The sequence below is a fragment of the Ruegeria sp. N10 genome, from assembly GCF_056531545.1.
Map to the genome: position 1 here is coordinate 33,127 of NZ_JBQFLY010000008.1, position 20,683 is coordinate 53,809.

At 56.0% G+C, this 20,683-nt stretch carries 24 protein-coding genes, 1 tRNA gene and 1 riboswitch; of the genes, 14 read left to right on the top strand and 11 right to left on the bottom strand.

Annotated elements, in window-relative coordinates:
- Positions 1-45 precede the first annotated feature (45 nt).
- Both ACR0JI_RS12300 and ACR0JI_RS12305 read right to left on the bottom strand, forming a co-directional pair.
- On the bottom strand, positions 46-747 hold the full coding sequence (locus tag ACR0JI_RS12300) for a response regulator (protein WP_480474581.1): 702 nt from the start codon (positions 745-747) through the stop codon (positions 46-48).
- Positions 744-1,256: a MarR family winged helix-turn-helix transcriptional regulator gene (locus ACR0JI_RS12305; protein WP_480474579.1), complete on the bottom strand. Its 513-nt coding sequence runs from the start codon at positions 1,254-1,256 to the stop codon at positions 744-746. The genes ACR0JI_RS12300 and ACR0JI_RS12305 overlap by 4 nt, the downstream gene beginning before the upstream one ends.
- A gap of 159 nt (positions 1,257-1,415) precedes the next feature.
- On the opposite strand from ACR0JI_RS12305, the gene ACR0JI_RS12310 reads away from it, so the two are divergent.
- From ACR0JI_RS12310 to ACR0JI_RS12325, 4 genes are all read left to right on the top strand, one after another.
- On the top strand, positions 1,416-2,282 hold the full coding sequence (locus ACR0JI_RS12310) for a branched-chain amino acid aminotransferase (RefSeq protein WP_480474578.1): 867 nt from the start codon (positions 1,416-1,418) through the stop codon (positions 2,280-2,282).
- Positions 2,283-2,391: 109 nt separating this feature from the next.
- The gene (locus ACR0JI_RS12315) at positions 2,392-3,342 is read left to right on the top strand and encodes an AraC family transcriptional regulator (protein WP_209598922.1); all 951 of its coding nucleotides are present in this window, start codon (positions 2,392-2,394) and stop codon (positions 3,340-3,342) included.
- 111 nt (positions 3,343-3,453) lie between these two features.
- On the top strand, positions 3,454-3,819 hold the full coding sequence (locus tag ACR0JI_RS12320) for an SPW repeat domain-containing protein (RefSeq protein WP_480474576.1): 366 nt from the start codon (positions 3,454-3,456) through the stop codon (positions 3,817-3,819).
- A gap of 172 nt (positions 3,820-3,991) precedes the next feature.
- Entirely contained in the window at positions 3,992-4,198 is a 207-nt protein-coding gene (locus ACR0JI_RS12325) for a hypothetical protein (RefSeq protein WP_480474574.1), read from the top strand.
- 34 nt (positions 4,199-4,232) lie between these two features.
- On the opposite strand, the gene cobO is transcribed toward ACR0JI_RS12325, so the two are convergent.
- The 5 genes from cobO to ACR0JI_RS12350 form a co-directional block, all read right to left on the bottom strand.
- Positions 4,233-4,832: a cob(I)yrinic acid a,c-diamide adenosyltransferase gene (cobO, locus tag ACR0JI_RS12330; protein WP_480474573.1), complete on the bottom strand. Its 600-nt coding sequence runs from the start codon at positions 4,830-4,832 to the stop codon at positions 4,233-4,235.
- Positions 4,833-4,888: 56 nt separating this feature from the next.
- Positions 4,889-5,824, bottom strand: coding sequence for a DMT family transporter (locus ACR0JI_RS12335; protein WP_480474571.1), 936 nt, complete (start codon positions 5,822-5,824; stop codon positions 4,889-4,891).
- A 45-nt stretch (positions 5,825-5,869) separates the two neighbouring features.
- Positions 5,870-6,532, bottom strand: a complete 663-nt coding sequence (locus tag ACR0JI_RS12340; RefSeq protein ID WP_480494933.1) for an HD domain-containing protein — start codon at positions 6,530-6,532, stop codon at positions 5,870-5,872.
- Entirely contained in the window at positions 6,516-7,616 is a 1,101-nt protein-coding gene (gene aroC, locus ACR0JI_RS12345; RefSeq protein ID WP_480474567.1) for a chorismate synthase, read from the bottom strand. The genes ACR0JI_RS12340 and aroC overlap by 17 nt, the downstream gene beginning before the upstream one ends.
- 127 nt (positions 7,617-7,743) lie before the next feature.
- Positions 7,744-8,184 carry a 6,7-dimethyl-8-ribityllumazine synthase gene (locus ACR0JI_RS12350; RefSeq protein WP_480494934.1) on the bottom strand — a complete coding sequence of 147 codons (441 nt, stop codon included), beginning with the start codon at positions 8,182-8,184 and terminating at the stop codon, positions 7,744-7,746.
- 128 nt (positions 8,185-8,312) lie between these two features.
- A riboswitch (FMN riboswitch) is annotated at positions 8,313-8,460 on the bottom strand.
- A 54-nt stretch (positions 8,461-8,514) separates the two neighbouring features.
- On the opposite strand from ACR0JI_RS12350, the gene ACR0JI_RS12355 reads away from it, so the two are divergent.
- On the top strand, positions 8,515-9,126 hold the full coding sequence (locus ACR0JI_RS12355) for an FMN-binding negative transcriptional regulator (RefSeq protein WP_480494936.1): 612 nt from the start codon (positions 8,515-8,517) through the stop codon (positions 9,124-9,126).
- 19 nt (positions 9,127-9,145) lie between these two features.
- On the opposite strand, the gene ACR0JI_RS12360 is transcribed toward ACR0JI_RS12355, so the two are convergent.
- Entirely contained in the window at positions 9,146-9,592 is a 447-nt protein-coding gene (locus tag ACR0JI_RS12360; RefSeq protein WP_480482769.1) for a c-type cytochrome, read from the bottom strand.
- Positions 9,593-10,053: 461 nt separating this feature from the next.
- On the opposite strand from ACR0JI_RS12360, the gene petA reads away from it, so the two are divergent.
- The 6 genes from petA to ACR0JI_RS12390 all read left to right on the top strand — a co-directional run bounded on the left by petA (position 10,054) and on the right by ACR0JI_RS12390 (position 14,369).
- Entirely contained in the window at positions 10,054-10,638 is a 585-nt protein-coding gene (gene petA / locus ACR0JI_RS12365) for a ubiquinol-cytochrome c reductase iron-sulfur subunit (protein ID WP_267363183.1), read from the top strand.
- A 15-nt stretch (positions 10,639-10,653) separates the two neighbouring features.
- Positions 10,654-11,985 (top strand): cytochrome b, encoded by a 1,332-nt coding sequence (gene petB, locus ACR0JI_RS12370; RefSeq protein WP_267363184.1) that lies wholly within the window; start codon positions 10,654-10,656, stop codon positions 11,983-11,985.
- Positions 11,986-12,002: 17 nt separating this feature from the next.
- Positions 12,003-12,794 carry a cytochrome c1 gene (locus ACR0JI_RS12375; RefSeq protein ID WP_480474560.1) on the top strand — a complete coding sequence of 264 codons (792 nt, stop codon included), beginning with the start codon at positions 12,003-12,005 and terminating at the stop codon, positions 12,792-12,794.
- Between the two features lie 200 nt (positions 12,795-12,994).
- The gene (locus ACR0JI_RS12380) at positions 12,995-13,246 is read left to right on the top strand and encodes a PepSY domain-containing protein (RefSeq protein ID WP_480474559.1); all 252 of its coding nucleotides are present in this window, start codon (positions 12,995-12,997) and stop codon (positions 13,244-13,246) included.
- A gap of 5 nt (positions 13,247-13,251) precedes the next feature.
- Positions 13,252-13,827 (top strand): cytochrome b/b6 domain-containing protein, encoded by a 576-nt coding sequence (locus tag ACR0JI_RS12385; RefSeq protein ID WP_480474557.1) that lies wholly within the window; start codon positions 13,252-13,254, stop codon positions 13,825-13,827.
- Complete coding sequence (locus ACR0JI_RS12390; protein WP_480474556.1) at positions 13,824-14,369, top strand: helix-turn-helix transcriptional regulator; 546 nt, start codon at positions 13,824-13,826, stop codon at positions 14,367-14,369. The genes ACR0JI_RS12385 and ACR0JI_RS12390 overlap by 4 nt, the downstream gene beginning before the upstream one ends.
- Here the strand turns inward: ACR0JI_RS12390 and mtaB are convergent.
- Both mtaB and dapF read right to left on the bottom strand, forming a co-directional pair.
- Positions 14,351-15,607, bottom strand: a complete 1,257-nt coding sequence (gene mtaB / locus ACR0JI_RS12395) for a tRNA (N(6)-L-threonylcarbamoyladenosine(37)-C(2))-methylthiotransferase MtaB (RefSeq protein ID WP_480474554.1) — start codon at positions 15,605-15,607, stop codon at positions 14,351-14,353. The two genes, ACR0JI_RS12390 and mtaB, sit on opposite strands and share 19 nt — an antisense overlap.
- The gene (gene dapF, locus ACR0JI_RS12400) at positions 15,604-16,437 is read right to left on the bottom strand and encodes a diaminopimelate epimerase (protein ID WP_480474553.1); all 834 of its coding nucleotides are present in this window, start codon (positions 16,435-16,437) and stop codon (positions 15,604-15,606) included. The genes mtaB and dapF overlap by 4 nt, the downstream gene beginning before the upstream one ends.
- A 220-nt stretch (positions 16,438-16,657) precedes the next feature.
- Between dapF and ACR0JI_RS12405 the strand changes: the two genes are divergently transcribed.
- From ACR0JI_RS12405 to ACR0JI_RS12415, 3 genes are all read left to right on the top strand, one after another.
- A tRNA-Lys gene (locus ACR0JI_RS12405) sits at positions 16,658-16,733 on the top strand.
- 548 nt (positions 16,734-17,281) lie between these two features.
- Positions 17,282-18,082, top strand: coding sequence for an FRG domain-containing protein (locus ACR0JI_RS12410; RefSeq protein ID WP_480494938.1), 801 nt, complete (start codon positions 17,282-17,284; stop codon positions 18,080-18,082).
- Complete coding sequence (locus tag ACR0JI_RS12415) at positions 18,079-19,134, top strand: DUF262 domain-containing protein (protein WP_480494940.1); 1,056 nt, start codon at positions 18,079-18,081, stop codon at positions 19,132-19,134. Before ACR0JI_RS12410 ends, ACR0JI_RS12415 begins: the two co-directional genes overlap by 4 nt.
- A 246-nt stretch (positions 19,135-19,380) precedes the next feature.
- Here the strand turns inward: ACR0JI_RS12415 and ACR0JI_RS12420 are convergent, their stop codons facing one another.
- Complete coding sequence (locus ACR0JI_RS12420; protein WP_480494942.1) at positions 19,381-20,532, bottom strand: hypothetical protein; 1,152 nt, start codon at positions 20,530-20,532, stop codon at positions 19,381-19,383.
- Between the last annotated feature and the right edge of the window lie 151 nt (positions 20,533-20,683).

Below are 20,683 nucleotides of genomic sequence, written 5' to 3' on the forward strand. Positions count from 1 at the left end.
TAAAATATCCTCGCCGAAGGCTTAAATCGCCGCACAGCGGCTCATTCAATCGGGCGCCAGCATATAGCCCGCGCCCCGGACTGTCTGCAGATACCGGGGCTGTTTCGGGTCCTGTTCGATCTTCCGGCGCAGGCGGGTGATCTGCACGTCCACCGCACGTTCCTGTGCCTGTCCTTTATCCCGGCCCAGATCTTCCACCAGTTTTGCGCGGCTGATTGGCTCACCAGGTTGGGCCGAAAAGATTTTCATCAGCTGGCTTTCGGTCGCGGTCAGGCGGACTGGCCTTTCGCCCTGCCACATTTCACCGCGTTCAATGTCATACCGGATGGGGCCGAGATGCAGGATCTTCGCCGCTGTTTCCTCGGCCGGGGTTTCCGGCATCCGGCGCAGAATCGCATTGATCCGCAGTAGCAGCTCTTTCGGCTCGAAAGGTTTGGCGAGATAATCATCCGCCCCGGCTTCAAGCCCTGCAATCCGATGCTCGGTCTCGCCCTTGGCGGTTAGTAACAGGATCGGCGTCGTATGAGTGTCACGCAGCGACCTGGTCAGACTGACGCCATCTTCGCCCGGCATCATCACATCCATGACGATCATGTCGAAATCCAACCCCGACAAAACCCGCCGCGCATGGGCCGCATCCCGTGCCGCCGTCACCAGAAACCCGTTTCGCATCAGGAATTTCTTGAGTAGATCGCGAATGCGTTCGTCATCATCAACAATCAGCAAATGTGCATCTATTTCGCTCATGATGTCGTATCCCGCAATTTCGTATAGGCATGACGCATATCAGCATCCATCATTGCTTCAAGCACTTTGCGAAACCCGGCCACGGCCTCCGGACCGGCATCTTTGAAGGCCGCGCGCATTCTTGTTCGTTGCGCATCTGACAACGTGGCCTCCAACGTTTCGCCCTTTTCCGTCAGAAATAGATGCCGTTCGCGTTTGTCCACGGTTCCGACCCGGCTTTCCACCAGACCATCCTCGATCAACGTCCGAAGGACCCTGTTCAGAGACTGTTTTGTAACCCCGAGGATCGCCAGCAAGTTGTTCACCGTGGTGCCCGGAGCGCGATTGATAAAATGGATCGCGCGGTGATGGGCGCGGCCATAGGCCATTTCGGACAGGATACGATCGGGATCCGCGGTAAAGCCGCGATAGGCGAAGAACATGGCCTCGATCCCCTGCCGCAATTGTTCATCCGTCAAAAACAACAGGCTTTCGCCCCCATATCGCGGGGCCGGGCGGATTTCGGACATATCATTCCTCATTCGTTACTCGGGTTCGACTTTATGTCAGCGTTATTGACATTCCAAGGGCAGAGCGGTATCGAATCGCAGTTTTTGCGCAACATTGTGTCCGCATCGGACCTAAGTAGCGCAACAATCGGAAATTCAACCCGGTTCAGGAGGTTTCGCATGGCAGGGTATGATGATCGTGACGGTGTCATCTGGATGGATGGCAAGCTGGTGCCCTGGCGCGATGCCAATGTGCATATTCTGACCCACGCGATGCACTATGCCTCATCCGTGTTCGAGGGGGAACGCGCTTATAGCGGCAAGATCTTCAAAAGCCGCGAACATTCCGAACGTCTTATCGCCAGCGCCGAGGCACTGGACATGCCGATGCCTTATTCTGTCGATCAGATTGAAGCAGCCAAGGAAGAGACCCTGAAAGCCAGTGGCCTTCAGGATGCCTATGTCCGCGCATTGGTCTGGCGCGGGTCTGGCGAAGACATGGGCGTGGCGTCGGCCCGCAACCCGGTACGGATGGCCGTCGCGGTCTGGCCTTGGGGTGCCTACTATGGCGACGCCAAGATGCAGGGCGCAAAACTGGACATCGCCGAATGGAAACGCCCCAGCCCGGAAACCATCCCGGTTCACGCCAAGGCTGCGGGCCTTTACATGATCTGCACCATTTCCAAGCACAAGGCCGAAGCCAAGGGATGCTCGGACGCGCTGTTCATGGACTGGCGTGGTTACGTGGCCGAAGCAACAGGTGCCAACGTGTTCTTCGTCAAGGATGGAGAGGTTCACACCCCGCTGGCGGATTGCTTCCTGAACGGCATTACCCGACAAACCGTCATTCAGATGCTGAAGGATAAAGGCATCACTGTGCATGAGCGGCGCATCAAGCCCGAAGAAATGGCTGATTTCGAACAGTGCTGGCTGACCGGAACCGCGGCCGAGGTCACTCCGGTCGGGCAAATCGGCGATTACACTTTCGAAGTCGGCGACCTGACCCGCGAAATCGCAGAAGATTACGAAAAGCTGGTCCGCTCGTAATAACTTGCAAAACCCCGCTTCGGCGGGGTTTTTGTTGCAGATTGTGCAAATTGTCGTGCAAAGCGTTCCGTGATCTGGACGATCGGATCAGTTCCCGTATCTTCAACACATGTTGGATCTACTTAGCGATATTCTCACCCGCCTGTCCCTGCGAGGCACGTTCTACTTCCGCACCTCGTTCACACCACCATTTGGTATTCAGGTGCCGGAATTCGAAAACGTCGCGCGGTTTCATTTTGTTCAACGGGGTGAGCTCAAGGTCCATGTCTCATCCACCGGGGAAACGTTGCGGTTGCGGCAGGGAGACCTGATCCTGATCCCTCATGGGGCGCCACATGCGTTGTTGTGTGCCGAGGTCAGGCCACTGGATGCGCTTCCTCTGGAACAGGTTCTTGAGATTGCCGGCTACAAGGGCGATGGCGTTCTTGTTTATGGCGGTGCAGACGAGGACCGGGACACACAACTGATCTGCGGTCATTTTTCATTCACCGGCCCAGCAGGACGAAAAGGCACCGGGCATATGCTGATCGACCGCCTGCCGCCCTACATCCTGATCGAGAATTATGGCGAAGAGGCCGGATCGTGGATGGAATCGACCCTGCGCATGATCGGATCCGAAGTGTCCGGGGCCCGTATTGGCGGCGATCTGATTGCCCTGAAGCTGTCCGAAGTTCTGTTTGCGCAGGCGATCCGAACCTACCTGGAACGGCAAAGCCCTCAGGACACCGCCCTTGCGGGCTTTGCGGATACACGCATCTCACGCGCATTGACGGCGTTCCACCAAGCGCCAGCGCAAGACTGGAGTGTTGCGACACTGGCGCGTGAATCCGGCATGTCGCGCACGGCCTTTTCTCAGTTGTTTGCCCAGAAGATGGGCACGACGCCGATGCAATACCTCACCGACTGGCGCATGCAGATTGCGTGCCATGGCCTTACAGAGGCACGATGGAACGTCGCAGATGCAGCAGCCGAAGTTGGATATGCCTCTGAGGCCGCGTTTTCCCGCGTTTTCAAGAAGCAGGTCGGCTTGTCACCAGCCGCATATAGGTCCATGCACTAAAACGCCGAATATTCTGTACGATCTGCAAGATTTTTGAAACGATCAAGAATTCAGCGTTCGGGTCAGGCTTTCTATCTTTCTTTCATCACTGATTGAAAAGAGGAAAATCTTATGTCCCTGCGTTTCGTTACCCGCACTGTCCACGCGTATCTGGACTACCCGGTTGCCATTGCCCTGATGACACTGCCATTCCTGCTGGGATTGGGTCAGTCCAACCCGCTGGCGCTGTGGCTTTCGGTTGTCACTGGCGTCGCCGCCTTTGTCCTGACGGTTCTGACCGACCATCATTTGGGAATTTGGCGCGTTCTACCCTACAAATTTCACTTGGCCGTGGACCTTATTGTCGGCATCACCTTTCTGTTTGCACCTAGTGTACTGGGGTTTTCAGGATTGGATGCGGCGTTCTACTGGCTGAACGGTGCGGCCGTGGTTCTCGTCATCTCGCTCAGCGCGCCCGAGCAGGAAGTCGCTGCCTGAGCGCTGTGCCTCTGCATTGGCAACTTTGTCCAAATACTGCCAAAAAAGCTGAGCTGCCTGTTTTAGAAATCGGCGGCTCAGAGCAGAGAAGTGTATCGACCGGTCGGGTGAATTTACTTGAAAAAGCTGACTGAATTCATCAGATTTATCCCAGTGCGGGGTGAGGTCACAGATGACAGACACGCTTGACGAAATCATGGCCCGACATGATGCGCTAGTTGCGTGCGGGTGCAACTGTTGCGAAGGCGACTATTGTGCCTATGCTGATCGCCAGAACCGGGACACCGCAACCGCAGAAGAAGCCCGGGCACAAGGCACCGTCCGTCAACGCAAGTCGTTGCGATATATCTTTGAAACTGTGCTAAGCGGCAGAGGATAACTGCGCAGCAATACGGGCTGCGCTATTGCAAGGTTCAGAAATCCACCCCGCGCTGGGCCTTGATTCCCGCCTGGAACGGATGCTTTTCTTCGGTCATCTCGGTGACCAGATCTGCATAATCACGCAGCGCCTGCGGTGCGTCGCGGCCTGTCAGGAACACACTCGTCTTGTCCGAACGCGCGTTCAGCCCGTCTATCACCTGCTCGACCGAGAGATATTCATAGCGAAGCGCGATGTTGATCTCGTCCAGAACCACCAGATCGTATTCGCCACTTGCCATAAGGGCGCAAGCCTTGTCGAAGGCGGCATTGGCAGCTGCAATGTCGCGCTCGCGGTCTTGTGTATCCCAGGTAAACCCCTCGCCCATCGTGTGCCAGGTGACCAGATCACGTTCTTCGAAGAAACGGCGCTCGCCGGTTTTCCACTTGCCCTTGATGAACTGCACCACGGCGACCTTCTGACCCCAACCAAGCGCGCGGATAACAACGCCAAAGGCCGCAGATGACTTGCCTTTGCCCTTGCCGGTATTGATCAGAACAAGGCCGCGTTCGGGGTCGACGGCCTCGGACACTTTCTTGCGGTGCTGGGCCTGCACCTTTTGCATCTTTTCCTTGTGATCCTGCGCGTCGCTCATTGGGGAACCTCATTGATTGTCCGGCCCAACCTAGGGAAAGAATGCAAAAGGTAAAGTCACGCTTTGGGGTCTGTGACAGAACGCGCCTTGCCACGCTCAAGCCCCAGCTGGTGTTCGCGCCAGATCACAACAACATTGCCTGCGATCACCAATGCGGCCCCGATCAGGATCGCAACGGTAGGCAATTCATCAAACACGAAATAACCTATCACAATCGCAAAGAGCATTGTTGCATAGTCATAAGGTGCCAGCATCGATGCCTGTCCAAAGCGATACGAGGACGTGACCAAAATCTGCGCAACTCCGCCAATTAACCCCATGGTGATCAGTATTAGAGCCTGAGTCAGAGTTGGCATTGTCCATCCCCAGATCGCCGTCAGGGCCGAAAGCAACGTCGCGGTCAGCGAGAAATAGAACACGATTGCAGCAGGGTGATCGACCTTGACCAGTTGGCGGATGTGGATCTGCACAAAGGCCCGGGCAAAAGTCGCGCCCAGTACGCACAGAGCTCCGATAGTTGCAGCCGTTTCCATCTGAGTGCTGCCAAGCCTGGGCCAGATCATGATCATCACGCCCAGCAGCCCAAGTGCCACGGCACCGATGCGAATCATGCGGATGCGCTCGCCCAGCATCACTGCGGCCAAAATCAGGGTGAAAATCGGGGTGGCATAACCGATTGCGGTAACTTCGGGCAGAGGCAACAGGCTAAGGCCAGTGAATGTCAACCCCATGGCGCTGGTCCCCAGAACACCGCGCCAGAAATGACCCATGGGTTTCTTGACGACAAAGCCTTGCGCCAGCTCTCGGCGCGCGATCAGCCACAGAATGATGACCGGAATAGCAAATAGGGACCGGAAGAACACCAATTGGCCCGGTGGGAATTCGTCAGATAAGGCTTTGACTAAGGCTGACATCGACGTGAACAGGAACAGCGCGCCAAGCTTCAGCGCCACAGCCAGCAAAGGTCGATGCGATGTTAAGGGTTTTGTCATCGGCGCGACCCTGCGCCTTTGTAGAAAAAAGATCAACGGGGTGGATCAGGTGATGGTCCACGAGTTCGGTATCGATGCGCCGATTTCCGCTGCAAAAGCCTCAAGGAACTGAAACATCCGGCCTGCCCTTGCTTGCGCGATCTGCTTGCCTGCATCCGTCAGCATGTCGTCCGGCAGGGTCAACAGCTTAACCTTCCAGTGATCAATCGAATACCGCAGATCGTCCAGCGGGCGCGCCTCTGCGAATGGATCAGCCGGATCATAGAGAACACGCCCCAAAGCACCCGATACAGAAAATGTGCGCGCAATCCCGATGGCACCCAAGGCATCAAGGCGATCCGCATCGCGCAGAATCCGGGCCTCCAGCGTTTCAGGTGGGATGTTGGCCGAGAAGCTATGGGCCGCTATCGCATGTTGTGCGGCCTGAACCTGATCGTCGGAAAAGCCCAGTTTTGTCAGAATAGGCCCTGATTCAGCCGCTGACTGACGTGAGGCAAACTGTCGGTTCGGGTCATTCTTGGGTAGGTTGACCAGATCATGAAGATAACAGGCTGCCAACAGGACGGGGATGTCCGCCCGAGCGTCTGCAATGGCCTGAGCATTGGTCCAAACACGATCCAGATGGGCCAGGTCATGGGCCGGATCAGTTTCCATGCGTTGCGCGACAACGGCACGCAAACGCGCGCGCAGATCAGCCGATCCGTCCACGGTTTTCTCCGATCTGACCACGGTGCAGCAGTAGGTGGTCCAGGATGACACAAGCCATCATCGCCTCACCGACAGGGACAGCGCGGATGCCAACACAGGGATCATGACGACCCTTTGTGATGATCTCGGTCTCTTCACCGGATTTTGTAATGGTCTTGCGGGTGGTCAGGATCGAAGAGGTCGGCTTGACCGCAAAGCGCACGACAATGTCCTGCCCGGTCGAGATGCCGCCCAGAATCCCGCCTGCGTGGTTTGAACTGTATTGCGGGCCATCCTGACCCATGAAGATTTCGTCGGCATTGGCTTCACCAGTCAGTTCGGCGGCAGCCATGCCTTCGCCGATCTCGACGCCTTTGACAGCGTTGATCGACATCATCGCGGCCGCAAGATCAGTGTCCAACTTGGCGTATATCGGCGCCCCAAGCCCTGCCGGGACACCGCGTGCCACAACCTCGACCACGGCACCGACCGAGTTGCCGGATTTGCGCAGATCATCCAGATAGATGGCCCAATCCCCGGCCGCCTGTTCATCAGGCGTCCAGAACGGGTTCTGTTCAATCTGCGCCCAGTCGAATTTGGAGCGGTCGATCTTGTGCGGACCGATCTGGGTCATGTAGCCGGTGATCTGCACATTGGGCGCAATCTGTTTGATGGCCTCGCGCGCCAGTCCACCCGCGGCCACACGCGACGCGGTTTCCCGGGCTGAACTGCGCCCACCCCCGCGATAATCGCGGATGCCGTATTTCTGCCAGTAGGTGATATCGGCATGGCCCGGACGGAACTTGTCCATGATGTCGCCGTAGTCTTTCGAGCGCTGATCGGTGTTTTCGATCATCAGTTGCACGGGCGTGCCTGTAGTTTGGCCTTCGAACACGCCAGAAAGGATCTTGACCTGATCCGGTTCGCGCCGCTGCGTTGTGAACTTGTTTTGCCCCGGTTTGCGCTTGTCCAGCCAGTGCTGGATCATCGCCTCGTCAATCGCAACGCCCGGCGGGCAACCGTCGACAGTGGCGCCCAAGGCGGGCCCATGGCTTTCACCCCAGGTGGTGACGCGGAAAAGATGGCCAAAGCTGTTCATCGACATGGGGCGTGCTCCTTTGCGGATCGTGATTAGCGGGCAAGGCCCCCGGCCTCAAGCGGATTTGGCCGTTGACGGTTTGAACGCCGCCCGTCGGGCGGCGCATTTTTGAGTATTTTCGAAAAGATGAAGATCAGGCGGCCTGCGCGACTTTCGCACGGGTTTCCGAGATCATCAGCGCGGCCTGAGCCGCTTCGCGCCCTTTTTGTACGAAATGGTCGCGGTAGATCGCATTGTGATGATCAGTTTCCTGATATTGGTGCGGGGTCAGTGAGACCGAAAGGACAGGAACCCCTGTATCAAGCCCGGCGCGCATCAGACCATCGACCACGGCCTGCGCAACGAAGTCGTGCCTGTAGATGCCGCCATCAACGACAAAGGCAGCGCAGGCGACGGCGGCATAGCGCCCGGTCCGGGCCAGATCACGGGCCAGCAGGGGCATCTCGAACGCGCCGGGAACGTCATAGACATCGACTTGTTCCGAGGGGACGAGTTCGAGGAAGCCGTCGAGCGCGCGGTCAACAATATCGGAATGCCAGTTGGCTTTGACAAAAGCATAGCGGGTGTGTGTCATCATGATCTCCTTTCAGTTTGGTGGCCTGCCGGCAGTCGCGAGAACCAGATCCCATTTCGCTGCCAGCCCGGCATGACACGTCACCCAAGGCGATCACGAGCAGGCGCGCCGGTTCACCGGCGCGGCTTGCACGTTCTCTTTCATCCGGACTGTAACCGTCGGCTCTGGCCTCTCACCAGATCTGCTGACACCCCGAAAGCCGGGGCCGCTCGCGGGCTTGCGGGCCGTGGCCCGCATACCGCCGGTGGGGAATTCCGCCCCGCCCTGAGAACGAGGCGGACCTTGCCAAGAACTGTCCGACGCTGCAAGAGAATTGACAGGAGGACATTCATGCACCCTAACCCCGCTTTTCGCGCCGAGGATCGAGCCCGGCATGTTGAATTCGCCCGCGACCGGGCGTTCGGCGTTCTGGCACTCTCTGCCGAAGAGGCCCCGCTATTAAGCCACGTCCCGTTTCTGCTGTCCGAAGACGGTTCACTGGCTGACCTGCATCTGGTGCGCTCGAACCCTATCGTGCGTGCGCTGCACGAACCGCAGCGCGCAAAGATCGCGGTGCAGGGGCCGGATGCTTATATTTCGCCGGATTGGTACGGTGTCGAAGATCAGGTTCCGACTTGGAATTATGTCGCCGTGCACCTGATCGGAAAACTTGAGCTGCGCCCGCAGGACGAGTTACGTGACGTGCTTGACCGCCAATCGGCGTTCTACGAAAAGCGGCTGCTGCCCAAGGCCCCATGGGTCACGGGAAAAATGTCCTCTGACGCGCTGAACAAGATGATGCGCATGATCGTACCGTGCCGCATGCGTGTTGAAGATATTCAGGGCACCTGGAAGCTTGGTCAGAACAAACCTGAAGGTGCGCGAAATGCCGCCGCTGATCAGGTGTCCTCTGGCTTTGGCAGTGAAATCGCCCGGCTGGCCGCCTTGATGCACAAGGCTTAACCAGCATCAGGCGCCGGGTTTACTGGGGGCTGAAGGTCGCCAGATAAGCGGCAATATCGTCTGCACCGGTCTTGAGTTTGACGCTCATGTTCGGACGGGCAGTTTCGTCATCCAGAAATTCCTTGATGAAGCCGATCGGATCCTGCGCATAAGCAACGATGTTTTCCTCGGTCCAGACCAGACCCGCTTCGCCGGCACGGATCATGTCATCCGTGAACATGCCGATCGGCAGGCGCTCGCTGCCATAGCGATAATCGTTTTCGGACCCGGCCACGCGACCGACGACGCCATACAGATTCGGGCCGGTGATTCCACCTTTGACCAGAACTTCACCATCCTTGATGATCGCATGACACGAAGAACAACGGTTATATATCGCCTCACCTTTCGCGGGGTCGCCCGCGGCAAGGGTCTGAGAGGGCAGGGCCATTGTGCACAAGGCAGCGGCCAGAATGATCTTTGACATTGGGGTCTCCTTGCAGGAGTTCGCACGCCTTTTGCGCTGTCCTTTATTCGCGCGGAAAGTGCAACAGGTGAGGCGCGTGCAATTTGTAATTTAAATCATCTATTTAGCGAGTATGTTTTTGCTGAAAACAATCTCCGTTTCGAAGTCTTGATTATGGACCTTTTGGGCGCAAATCAGCGGCACCCAGGACAGGCTTCAAATACCCAACCCGGGTGGCGGAAGGCGGGGTGCGAAAGCGAATCAATGACGCATGAATCGAAGTTGCCGACAAAGTCGCACGCGAGATTCACCAAAAAACACTCTCCGCAGCTGCTGGAAACGACACATGCGGCGTATTGCGCGTTTATGAACGCTGGACGAACACTATTCTCCCCGATAGTAAGCGCGGTTAAGACACCGCATTCGTGCGGTGCGCGAGCTATTTGCCCGTCCGCGGGCGCCAGACAATCGGAGATAACCTCGTGTCCCACGCAGAAGACCACGAAGGCACCCGCAGAGATTTCCTGTACTACGTCGCTGGCGGCGCAGGTGTCGTTGCAACGGGTGCAGCCGTATGGCCCCTGATCAACCAAATGAACCCATCGGCAGACGTTCAGGCGCTGTCCTCGATCCGTGTGGATGTGAGCGGTGTTGAGCCGGGTACGCAGCTGACCGTCAAATGGTTGGGAAAACCCGTCTTTGTCCGTCACCGCACCGGTGCCGAGATTCAGGAAGCTCAGAAACAGGACGCCGAAGGTGTTGATGCGCTGCCCGATCCGCTGGCCCGCAACTTTAACCTGAGCGCCGATGCCCCTGCGACCGACGCAAACCGTGTGATGCCGTCGCCGGAAGGCGAAGCGCCGGGTGCATGGGTCGTCCAGATGGGTGTTTGCACCCACCTCGGCTGTGTGCCTCTGGGTGATGCAGGCGACTTCGGTGGCTGGTTCTGCCCTTGCCACGGTTCACACTACGACCTTGCCGGTCGTATCCGCAAAGGCCCCGCGCCTGAGAACCTGCCCATTCCGCCCGCAGAGTGGGTGGACAACGGCACAATCAAACTCGGCTAAGGGAGACCCAAACTTATGTCCGGAATTCCCCACGATCATTACGAGCCGAAGACAAACGGCGAGAAATGGCTGAACAGCCGCCTGCCGATTGTTGGCCTGCTGTATGACACCCTCATGATCCCGACCCCCAAGAACCTGAACTGGTGGTGGATCTGGGGCATCGTTCTGGCGTTCTGCCTGGCGCTGCAAATTGTCACCGGTATCATTCTGGTGATGCACTATACGCCGCATGTCGACATGGCATTTGCCAGCATCGAACACATCATGCGCAACGTAAATGGCGGTTACTTCATCCGCTACCTGCACATGAATGGCGCATCGCTGTTCTTTGTTGCGGTCTACATCCACATCTTCCGCGGCTTGTTCTATGGCTCATACAAAGCCCCGCGCGAGATCACGTGGATCGTCGGCATGCTGATCTACCTGATGATGATGGGCACGGCCTTCATGGGCTATGTTCTGCCATGGGGTCAGATGTCCTTCTGGGGTGCGACTGTGATCACCGGTCTGTTTGGTGCCATTCCGTTTGTGGGTGACGCGATCCAGACCTGGCTGCTGGGCGGACCCGCGGTGGATAACGCCACGCTGAACCGCTTCTTCTCGCTGCATTACCTGCTGCCGTTCATCATCGCGGCTTTGGTCGTGGTACACATCTGGGCCTTCCACACCACGGGCAACAACAACCCCACAGGTGTTGAAGTGCGTCGCGGCTCGAAGGACGAGGCGAAGAAAGACACGCTGCCGTTCTGGCCGTATTTCGTGATCAAGGACCTGTTCGCGCTGGCCGTGATCCTGGTCGTGTTCTGGGCCGTTGTCGGTTTCATGCCGAACTATCTGGGCCACCCGGACAACTATATCGAAGCCAACCCGCTGGCGACACCCGCACATATCGTGCCTGAATGGTACTTCCTGCCGTTCTACGCGATCCTGCGTGCCTTTACCGGTGAAGTCTGGGTTGTTCAGTTCGCCAGCTTCATCACCGGTGGTATCGTTGACGCCAAGTTCTTCGGTGTTCTGGCGATGTTTGGTGCGATCCTGGCCATGGCGCTGGCGCCCTGGCTGGACACGTCGAGCGTGCGTTCGGGCAAGTACCGTCCGATGTTGAAATGGTGGTTCTACCTGCTGATCATCGACTTCTTCGCCCTGATGTGGCTGGGTGCGATGCCTGCGGAAGAACCCTATGCGACCTTCTCGCTGATCGCATCGGCCTACTGGTTCGCCTATTTCTTCGTGATCCTGCCGATCCTTGGTGTGATCGAGAAACCTCTGGCCCAGCCCGAGACCATCGAAGAAGACTTCAACGCGCATTATGGCAAGGCTGACGCCGACGCCACGCCGGCCGAGTAAGAAGAGGGACCGGAAACATGTTCAAGAAACTTGCAATCGGCGCCGCGTTTGCTCTGGCCCTGACCCCTGCTGCTTCCATTGCAGCAGGTGGTGGTGAGCAGCATATCGAAGATTTCGCCTTCTCGTTCGAAGGCCCGTTCGGCACCTGGGATCAGCATCAGCTGCAACGCGGCCTGCAGATCTATACCGAGGTCTGCGCGGCTTGCCACGGTCTGCAATATGTGCCGCTGCGCGATCTGAAAGCGCTGGGTTACTCGGAAGAAGAAGTCATCGCATACGCGGCTGGCAACTTCGAAGTCTTCGACCCCGAGCTGGACGATTTCCGTCCGGCGATTCCCACCGACCACTTCCCGGCCAATACCGGCGTCGGCGCACCTGACCTGAGCCTGATGGCCAAGGCCCGTGCCGGATTCCATGGGCCTTATGGCCTGGGCATCAACCAGCTGGTCAAAGGCATGGGTGGACCGGAATACATCGCGTCTTTGCTGCATGGCTACACCGGCCACGAAAAAGAAGAGGCGGGTGCGGTGCTCTATGAAAACACTGCCTTCCCCGGCGGCTGGATTTCGATGGCGCCTCCGCTGGCTGATGAGCAGGTCGAGTTCGCAGACGGGCACTCGAACACGGTCGAGCATATGGCCGAGGACGTTGCCGCATTCCTGATGTGGGCAGCCGAGCCAAAGCTGACAGACCGCAAGAACGCAGGCTTTGTCGGTGTGATCTTCCTGACCGTTCTGTCGGTGCTGCTGTACCTGGTCAACAAGCGTCTATGGGCGCCGCACAAGGGCAAACTCCGCAAGGAAGATTGATCCGATCCGTCCTACCGGATTTTACTAAATCAGCCCCCCGCGCCGTCAGGTTGCGGGGGTTTTCTTTTGCCAAGCCGCCATCAGCGCGAGCTTATTTGGTCGAAATAAGCGCCGGGTCAATGGATTGGACAGCTTCACAGGCGCACATCAGCCACAACGGCTGATCAATTGCCGTTTGTCTGAAACACGGAGTCACGACAATGAAACTTCCTATTCTTTTTGCCTCAATTCTATTTGCAACGCCGGTATTGGCGCTGGATCTTGCACCCAATGCGGAACTTGGAAAATCCGAGGCCGAAATTCGGCAAACGCTGACGGGCATGGGATTCGATGTCCGCAAAATCGAGGCGGAAGACGGCAAGATCGAAGCCTATGTCGTCAAGGATGGTAAACTGGCCGAGGTTTACGTCGACCCCGCAAGCGGCAAAGTCGTCAAGATTGAGGATCAGTAACCAGAATGTCCGAAACAGAATTGATGCATCGTGGGCGCACAGGCGCCCACGAAGTTCAGGTCTGGGATCCTTTGGTCCGGCTGGTTCACTGGGTCGTAGCCTTGTGCGTTCTGATCAATGCGGCGATATCCAATCCCGAGGGCGCGTTCCACGAATATGTGGGCTATGTCGTGCTGGCTTTGGTCTTGTTGCGGTTGCTTTGGGGGTTAACGGGTCCGGCTTTTGCCAGGTTTGCAGCCTTCCCTTTCAGCCCCCGTTCGGCACTCAACCACCTGCGCGACATGGGGCGGGGTGACCAAAGCGTGCACCTTTCACACAACCCTCTGGGGGCCCTTATGGTCTATAACCTCTGGGCGACACTGCTGGCTTTGTGTGTGACAGGGTTCATGATGGGGACGGTTCGGTTCTTTGGCATCGAATGGGTCGAAGATCTGCACGAACTGGCCTTCAACTGGCTGATGCTGTCTGTTCTGCTGCATGTTGCCGGGGTTGTCATTGATCAGCGGCGAACAGGTGTCGCTTTGGCAAAAGCTATGATAACAGGGCGGAAGAATATACCTGAGGACTGGTCAACCAAATGATCAAATGGATCAGCAGCCATTGGCGGCCCGGCGATGCAGACGCTCACCGGGCTGTACTTATGTCGATAATGATCGTTGTTCAGGTACTTTGCGTGGTGTTTTACCTTGGCGACGTTGCTCTGGATTTGAAGGAAGGCGAGGGGCCTTCTCATGTAAGTCTTGAGGCTTTTGTCGCATTTGTTCTGCTTGCCGGAGTTGTTTTTTTCATGATTGAACTTCGACGCCTGCTGGCAAGGGTGGAACAGACCAAGCTTGGCCTACAGGCCGCGCAGGGTGAAATGAGCGTCGTCATCAACACGTTCTTCGACCGTTGGGGACTTACCACCGCCGAGCGTGACGTGGGTCTATTGGTTCTGAAAGGGCTGGATAACGAAAACATCGCGCGCATCCGGGGGCGGGCCGTAGGAACCGTGCGCGCGCAGACCACCTCGATCTATGCCAAAGCCGGGGTTGACGGGCGTGCGCAGCTGATAAGCGTATTCATGGAAGAATTGCTTGTCGCAGATGGCGAGGCTGCGGACCTTCAGACAACCAAACTGTGATCATTCGCCCCAATGGCTCGGGCGGTTACGATCTGACCTTCGGGCTGAGGTGCATTGAACGTAACTTCGGTGAATTGTTCCGTCCGCCCCATATGCGGGTTCTCCATCAGGATTAGGTGGGTTTTGCCGATCTGTTCTGACAGGTGTTTCCTGACCTGAACGTCCCCAGCCGCACGCAGACGGGCGGCGCGATCCTTGATTACATTTCCGTTCACCTGTTGCGGGATGCGAGCCGCTGGAGTGCCTTCGCGTTTCGAATATGGGAAAACATGCAGCCAGGTCAGATCGCAATCGGTAACCAGTTTCAGCGAGTTCTCGAAATGCGCTTCGGTCTCGGTCGGGAAACCTGCGATGATGTCGGCACCAAAGGTCATGTCGGGGCGCAGTTTCCGGGCCTCTTCAGTAAATCGAATGGCATCGTCGCGCAGGTGGCGGCGTTTCATGCGCTTCAGGATCAGATCGTCGCCATGCTGAAGCGACAGGTGCAGATGCGGCATCAGGCGTTGTTCGGTTGCGATGGCCTGCATCAGATTCTCGTCCACTTCGATCGAGTCGATCGAACTGATCCTCAGGCGAGCCAAGTCCGGCACCAGTTTTAGAATACGCATCACCAGATCGCCCGGTTTCGGCTGCGCAGGCAGATCGGCCCCCCATGAGGTCAGGTCAACACCGGTTAGCACCACCTCATGATAGCCCCGATCCACCAGCCGCTTGATCTGATCCACCACAACACCGGCAGGCACGCTGCGCGAATTGCCCCGGCCATAGGGAATGATGCAGAAGGTGCAGCGATGGTCACACCCGTTCTGGACCTGCACATAAGCGCGTGAGCGTGTGCCGAACCCGTCGATCAGGTGCCCGGCCGTTTCGGTGACAGACATGATGTCATCGACCTGAACGGCCTCGGTCTCGCCGATAAAGTCGGCGGCCATGCCTTTCCAGGTTTCTGGCCGCATCTTTTCCGTGTTGCCGATCACCGCATCGACCTCGGCCATCTGCGCGAAGGTGTCGGGTTCTGTCTGGGCAGCGCACCCGGTAACAATCAGCCGGGCGTTCGGATTTTCACGTCGAAGTTTCCGGATCTCCTGCCGTGCCTTGCGCACAGCCTCAGCCGTGACGGCACAGGTGTTTATCACCACGGCATCCGTCAGTCCGGCTTGTTGCGACAGCTCTTTCATCGCCTCGGTTTCATAGGCGTTCAGGCGGCAACCCAATGTAGCGAATTTGGGCGGGTTCATCCCAGTGTCCCTAGAAACTCGGGCGACAACGTGCCCGAGAAGACGTGGCAGGTTGGCCCGGTCATCCAGACGCCATCCTCGCGCCAGTCAACCCAAAGGGTTCCGCCATCAAGATCAATCTGCACCTTTCGCCCCGCCAACCCTCGCCGCGCCGCAGCCACAGCAGTTGCACAGGATGACGACCCTGATGCAAGGGTGATGCCCACGCCACGTTCCCACACCCGCATGCGGATATGATCCGGCCCCACGACCTGAGCCACCTGCACATTGGTGCGCTCGGGAAACAAAGGATGGTGTTCATAGCGGGCGCCGAACTCGGCCAGCGGAATCGCCGCGGCGTTTTCAACAAAGAACGTGCAGTGCGGATTACCCATACCTGTCGCTGTCGGGGCGCCCTCGATTGGCAGTTCCAGCGTGTCCATCTCTTCAGCCAACGGAATTTCGTGCCATTCCAACTGAGGAAGACCCATATTGACCGAGGTCAGCCCATCACCTGCGTCCTGCGCAACAAGCGTTCCACGTTCGGTTGTCAACGACAGTTGGGTTTTGCCCGTCTCATCCATCAACATTCGCGCGATGCATCTTGTGGCGTTGCCACACGCCGCCGAAGTTGATCCATCCGAATTGTAGAACACCAGATGCGCGTCAGCCGCACCGTTTTCGATTACGGCCAGCTGATCGAATCCCACACCAAAATGCCGATGTCCGATTCCTCGGGCCAGTGCCGGGGTAATCAGAGCATCCTGCGCACGCGCATCAACAATGACGAAGTCATTGCCCAACCCGTGCATCTTAACAAATGGCAAACTGATATCGCGTTTCTGTTGCATGGCGGCGATATAACGTCGGTCGGAACATGAATCCACCCTGTCGCGTAGAATCGTGAAAAAAGGGGTTGACCCCCCTGCGCCACCTGCCTAATTAGGCCGCCTATCGGGTCGCTGGAAACACAGGTTGTTTCAGCGAAACGAGGCGCAAAATAAGGGCTTGAACCCGGTTGGGAAATTGCCGTAAAGAGCGCCACGGATCGAGAAGATCCAACAAAAGAGTGGGCCGTTAGCTCAGTTGGTAGAGCAACTGACTTTTAATCAGTGGGTCGCAGGTTCGAATCCTGCACGGCTCACCACTTTTTTCAGTAAAAACAGATATTTGCGCGAGGTCGTGCAGAGCGATCTTCGTGACGTGCGGCTTGCCGGAAGCAATACGGAAGCAGTGTGACAAAGGATTAAGTGTGCTTATTGGATCACAAAGGTATATCGCGGCGGCAGCTCTCGGACACGGGTTTGCAGTCTCTCTGACAAACTCAAGCGGAACATGAGCAGGCCACTTCGCTGCCATTCGCTGCAAGTGCAGCACTAGACCTCAGCACCGGCGGCAATGCGCTGTGAGCGGACTTTGCAATTTCTAACAGCCGGTCCATTGCGGACTTTGATCAAGGCGAGCGTCGCTGCGATTAGCTTCCTCGGAGCGGGCTTTCCTGAGCAGCGCCTCATTTTGAACGGCCAGAAGGCTGCAACGCGGACAAAGCGAAAGGTTATGGAGTTTGCTTTGGCGCATTCAGGTTCATTTTCAAACATCGTTTTCTTTGCGTTGTACAACGCGTGGTTGTCGTAGATACTTTGGGCAAAGTTATTAAGCCGGGTGATTTCTTGGCTACAGTCAATTGAGGTGTCGATGCCAGCGCTTGAAAAGCACACATGCAATAATTTTGCAGAATTCATGGGAGTTATTGAAACTTTTCAAGAGGCCCACAAAACTTCTTGGTATCGAGGTGTTGGCAACGCATCCTATGGCTTGTTGCCTTCTATCTTTCGCCACCCCAAGAAGAAGAGCATCGAGCAGATCCAAGAGTTGGAGAACGAGCTGGCGTCAGTCTTTGAGCAGCGCTCCCCTCCGTTTGTTGCCCAGACATTTGACGGAGAGTGGGAACAAATGTTCTTCATGCAACATTACGGAATTCCAACCCGGCTGTTAGACTGGACTGAAAGCCCCTTCATAGCACTGTATTTCGCTCTTTCTTCATGTGAGAGAACGGCTGCGGGGAAAGCGAAGAACGATGCTGCATTCTGGATGCTGGACCCGGCAGCTTGGAACCGCGGAGCACTTCAAGATATCTCCTATGACGGGGGCATCCTTAACCCCAACCGCGAGCAAGTAAAAAGCTACAGCCCAAAAGTTGATCTTGCTGAGCGAAAAAACTTGCCTGTGATGATTTACGGTACGCACAATAGCCCAAGAATTGTAGCGCAAAGAGGTATGTTTTCACTTTTTGGGAAAAGTGTGGAGCCAATGGAAAAAAGCTACAGGGGCGGCGGGTTCGATGCTGGTGCGCTTCAACAAGTTATCATCCCGAAAGCACAACGAGATAGCATCGCAACCTCTCTCTTTCGCAAGGGAGTATCTGACTCAACAATCTACCCGGACCTTCATGGTCTTTCTCTGGAATTGAAGCGTTCGTTTGGATTTACCCAATGAAAAATTTTAAGATATCGCCGCACAGCCCCAAAACCCTGATCTGGTGGTTCAATCGAAAGGATGAGATCCATTTTGACCCTCCTTATCAACGCCGAGGTCGGTTGTGGTCTGATCAGGACAAAGCCTATTTGATTGACTCAATCATCAATGGGTTTGATGTTCCGAAGTTGTATCTTGCGGACTTTCAATTCGGCCAATCTGAACTGAATGAGGCTAAGCTCCCTTATGCAATTATTGATGGGAAGCAGAGACTAGAAGCAGTTTTTGATTTTTTTGAGAATAAGCTCGTTCTCAACGAGGGTTTCAAGTTCAGAAAGGACCCTTCACTGGAGCTAGGCGGCATGAGCTTAAGGGACCTGCGGAGGGCTCATCCCCGTGTAGCAGAGGAATTTGAGAACGCTTCTCTCGATATCATGAGTGTCGTCGCTGAAGAGGAGGCGGTTATTAATGAAATTTTTGTTCGTTTGAACAAATCTAAGCCACTTACCGGTGCGGAGGTACGAAACGCCGTTGATGGCCCCGTTTCCGATTTGATCCGCGTTATTACTTTGCATGAATTCTTTGTTGAAAATATTCGGTTCTCTGTGAAGCGAGCTGCAGACTTGAATGCTGCGGCTAAGTTGCTGTTATTTGAATACCAAGAAAAGCCTGCGGCCACGAAAAAGAGCGACCTGGATGGCTTTGCAAAGCAGAATATCGACCGGGAGAAGCTGGAGTTGGCAGGAAGGCGTGTTCTGGATACCCTATCTTCTATGAGCCAAGTATTTATTCCGCGCGATCCATTGCTATCATCGGCCGGGATTATTCCAGTATATTATTGGTTCATCCGACAGATCAACACGGTTGAATTGTGGCCAATTCGTCCGTTCCTGCTTTACTTTGAAGAAGAACGAAAAAAGAACAGGGACAATCAAAAAGTCGAAGGTGCTGAAGCTCTTCAGAGGAACCTCGCGCGGTTTGATACGCTGAACAGAAGCACAAACGATCTTCAAAGTCACATTGGCAGGGTCGATATAATGACACAATCTTATGAGGATTGGTTGCGACGCTAAGGTCACTGTTGGTTCAATCAGCTATTGCTAACATGCTACTTGTTGCAACTTTCGCCGTTTCTACCGACGTGCCGAGGACGCGCAGAGGATTTCTGAATTGTGTACTGAGTACCGGAATCTAATGCCTGCATTGGGCTGTAAGCGGCCGACTGCAACCGCAGTTACCAAATCACTCAGCAATTACCGGTAAGGGCTCAAACTGCCCTAACGGACACGCCGCGATAAAGGCGGGTGCTCGTCAGTGGTTTAGGCAATAAACCGATATCTGTTCTTGGCTTCATGCAGCTTGTTTGCTGCGCGCTCAGGATCAGCCTGTACATTCTCTGCGAGCCTGCCTCCAACACTTTCCATGAAATCACTCAACTCACTTTCCTGGGTATCTTCCAGCGCGGCCAGCGTGATCCCAAGGCCCGCAATCTGTGTCATTATCAGACGTATCTGCTCGTTTCGGTGTACGTGCTTAATGTTGGTCGCGTCGATGTGGCTGCGCATTTCCTGCAAGTCACCCTCCGACGATCCAGAAACCAAGTCCCAAATTTCATGATTGGGCCACCGGGCGCGATTGCTGTCATCAAGATCAGGCTCACAGTAGCGTATCTTCTGCAAGGCCTCGGAAATGACATCACCGAACATAGCGTCAAACTGAGGCCATGTCCTGATCTGCCAGCGATCTTTGAGCAAATCCTTCCCGGCGCGCACCTCAACACGCCACACGCGGCTCTGAGACAAATCAGAAGGGTTCAGAGGGGACAAGCCATCCCGCTCAAGGTTGGTGTTCCAGATGTCCCACCAGATCGGCTTTTTCTTGTCAATCACTTCGCGACGCTTGTCATAGATGATGACCTGTCGTCCCGGCATTTTACCAACCGTGACAGATGTGAACTGACCAGATTTACCGTTGCTGCGCATATCATCTTGAGCAGTGAGATAGTCCGCGCGGTTCGTGTGACTGTGGATGACGAAGTTTTCCGGAACCAGTTCGAATTCCGGTGCGAGGATATCAACGCAGAAATCCGCGCGACCGATACTAACTTGGTGCGACTCAAAGCGGATTCCAAGCCTTGTTAGTGTCTTGTCAATGTAGGATCGCGCATATCCGAGTCCTTGGGTTGCAAGAAGCGTTGACCCTACAGAAACCCGAATGCCCCAAGGGTCGCGTGCATTTGGTTTCTTGAAGGACCAATGTACATCCAAAGGCCCACCTTTGAGGATAAAGCGATACCCGTTGCCACCATGAGGCAACAAGTCAAAATCTGCGCCGCCGTAGCTGAAAGGAACAGGGTGCCGCTCTTCTTCGGCCCTTTCCCGTTCGGCGTTCAGCAGGTCGAACAACTCCTGAGAGATATTCGCTTGAATCGAAAGTGCGATAGTGTCGAATCCACGATGAACAACTTGCATTAGTGGGGTCTCCTTGGGTTCCGGTATTTCCAGAGGGGGGTGCTACAATCACCCCCCTCTTTCGGCGAATGCCGCGCGATTTGGTTGAGGTTTGAAAAAGGGGCGGGCGCTAAAGCGCCCTTCGATAGTGCCTCCGGCGGGGCAGCTATTG

Coding starts and splice junctions, on each gene's coding strand:
- ACR0JI_RS12335 (WP_480474571.1), bottom strand. CDS start 5,824: ATGACAAAACCCTTAACATCGCATCGACCTTTGCTGGCTGTGGCGCTG.
- ACR0JI_RS12305 (WP_480474579.1), bottom strand. CDS start 1,256: ATGTCCGAAATCCGCCCGGCCCCGCGATATGGGGGCGAAAGCCTGTTG.
- ACR0JI_RS12385 (WP_480474557.1), top strand. CDS start 13,252: ATGTCCGAAACAGAATTGATGCATCGTGGGCGCACAGGCGCCCACGAA.
- dapF (WP_480474553.1), bottom strand. CDS start 16,437: ATGCAACAGAAACGCGATATCAGTTTGCCATTTGTTAAGATGCACGGG.
- ACR0JI_RS12390 (WP_480474556.1), top strand. CDS start 13,824: ATGATCAAATGGATCAGCAGCCATTGGCGGCCCGGCGATGCAGACGCT.
- ACR0JI_RS12415 (WP_480494940.1), top strand. CDS start 18,079: ATGAAAAATTTTAAGATATCGCCGCACAGCCCCAAAACCCTGATCTGG.
- ACR0JI_RS12320 (WP_480474576.1), top strand. CDS start 3,454: ATGTCCCTGCGTTTCGTTACCCGCACTGTCCACGCGTATCTGGACTAC.
- ACR0JI_RS12420 (WP_480494942.1), bottom strand. CDS start 20,532: ATGCAAGTTGTTCATCGTGGATTCGACACTATCGCACTTTCGATTCAA.
- ACR0JI_RS12410 (WP_480494938.1), top strand. CDS start 17,282: ATGCCAGCGCTTGAAAAGCACACATGCAATAATTTTGCAGAATTCATG.
- ACR0JI_RS12360 (WP_480482769.1), bottom strand. CDS start 9,592: ATGTCAAAGATCATTCTGGCCGCTGCCTTGTGCACAATGGCCCTGCCC.
- ACR0JI_RS12310 (WP_480474578.1), top strand. CDS start 1,416: ATGGCAGGGTATGATGATCGTGACGGTGTCATCTGGATGGATGGCAAG.
- ACR0JI_RS12375 (WP_480474560.1), top strand. CDS start 12,003: ATGTTCAAGAAACTTGCAATCGGCGCCGCGTTTGCTCTGGCCCTGACC.
- ACR0JI_RS12300 (WP_480474581.1), bottom strand. CDS start 747: ATGAGCGAAATAGATGCACATTTGCTGATTGTTGATGATGACGAACGC.
- ACR0JI_RS12315 (WP_209598922.1), top strand. CDS start 2,392: ATGTTGGATCTACTTAGCGATATTCTCACCCGCCTGTCCCTGCGAGGC.
- ACR0JI_RS12325 (WP_480474574.1), top strand. CDS start 3,992: ATGACAGACACGCTTGACGAAATCATGGCCCGACATGATGCGCTAGTT.
- mtaB (WP_480474554.1), bottom strand. CDS start 15,607: ATGAACCCGCCCAAATTCGCTACATTGGGTTGCCGCCTGAACGCCTAT.
- aroC (WP_480474567.1), bottom strand. CDS start 7,616: ATGTCGATGAACAGCTTTGGCCATCTTTTCCGCGTCACCACCTGGGGT.
- ACR0JI_RS12380 (WP_480474559.1), top strand. CDS start 12,995: ATGAAACTTCCTATTCTTTTTGCCTCAATTCTATTTGCAACGCCGGTA.
- cobO (WP_480474573.1), bottom strand. CDS start 4,832: ATGAGCGACGCGCAGGATCACAAGGAAAAGATGCAAAAGGTGCAGGCC.
- ACR0JI_RS12355 (WP_480494936.1), top strand. CDS start 8,515: ATGCACCCTAACCCCGCTTTTCGCGCCGAGGATCGAGCCCGGCATGTT.
- petB (WP_267363184.1), top strand. CDS start 10,654: ATGTCCGGAATTCCCCACGATCATTACGAGCCGAAGACAAACGGCGAG.
- ACR0JI_RS12350 (WP_480494934.1), bottom strand. CDS start 8,184: ATGACACACACCCGCTATGCTTTTGTCAAAGCCAACTGGCATTCCGAT.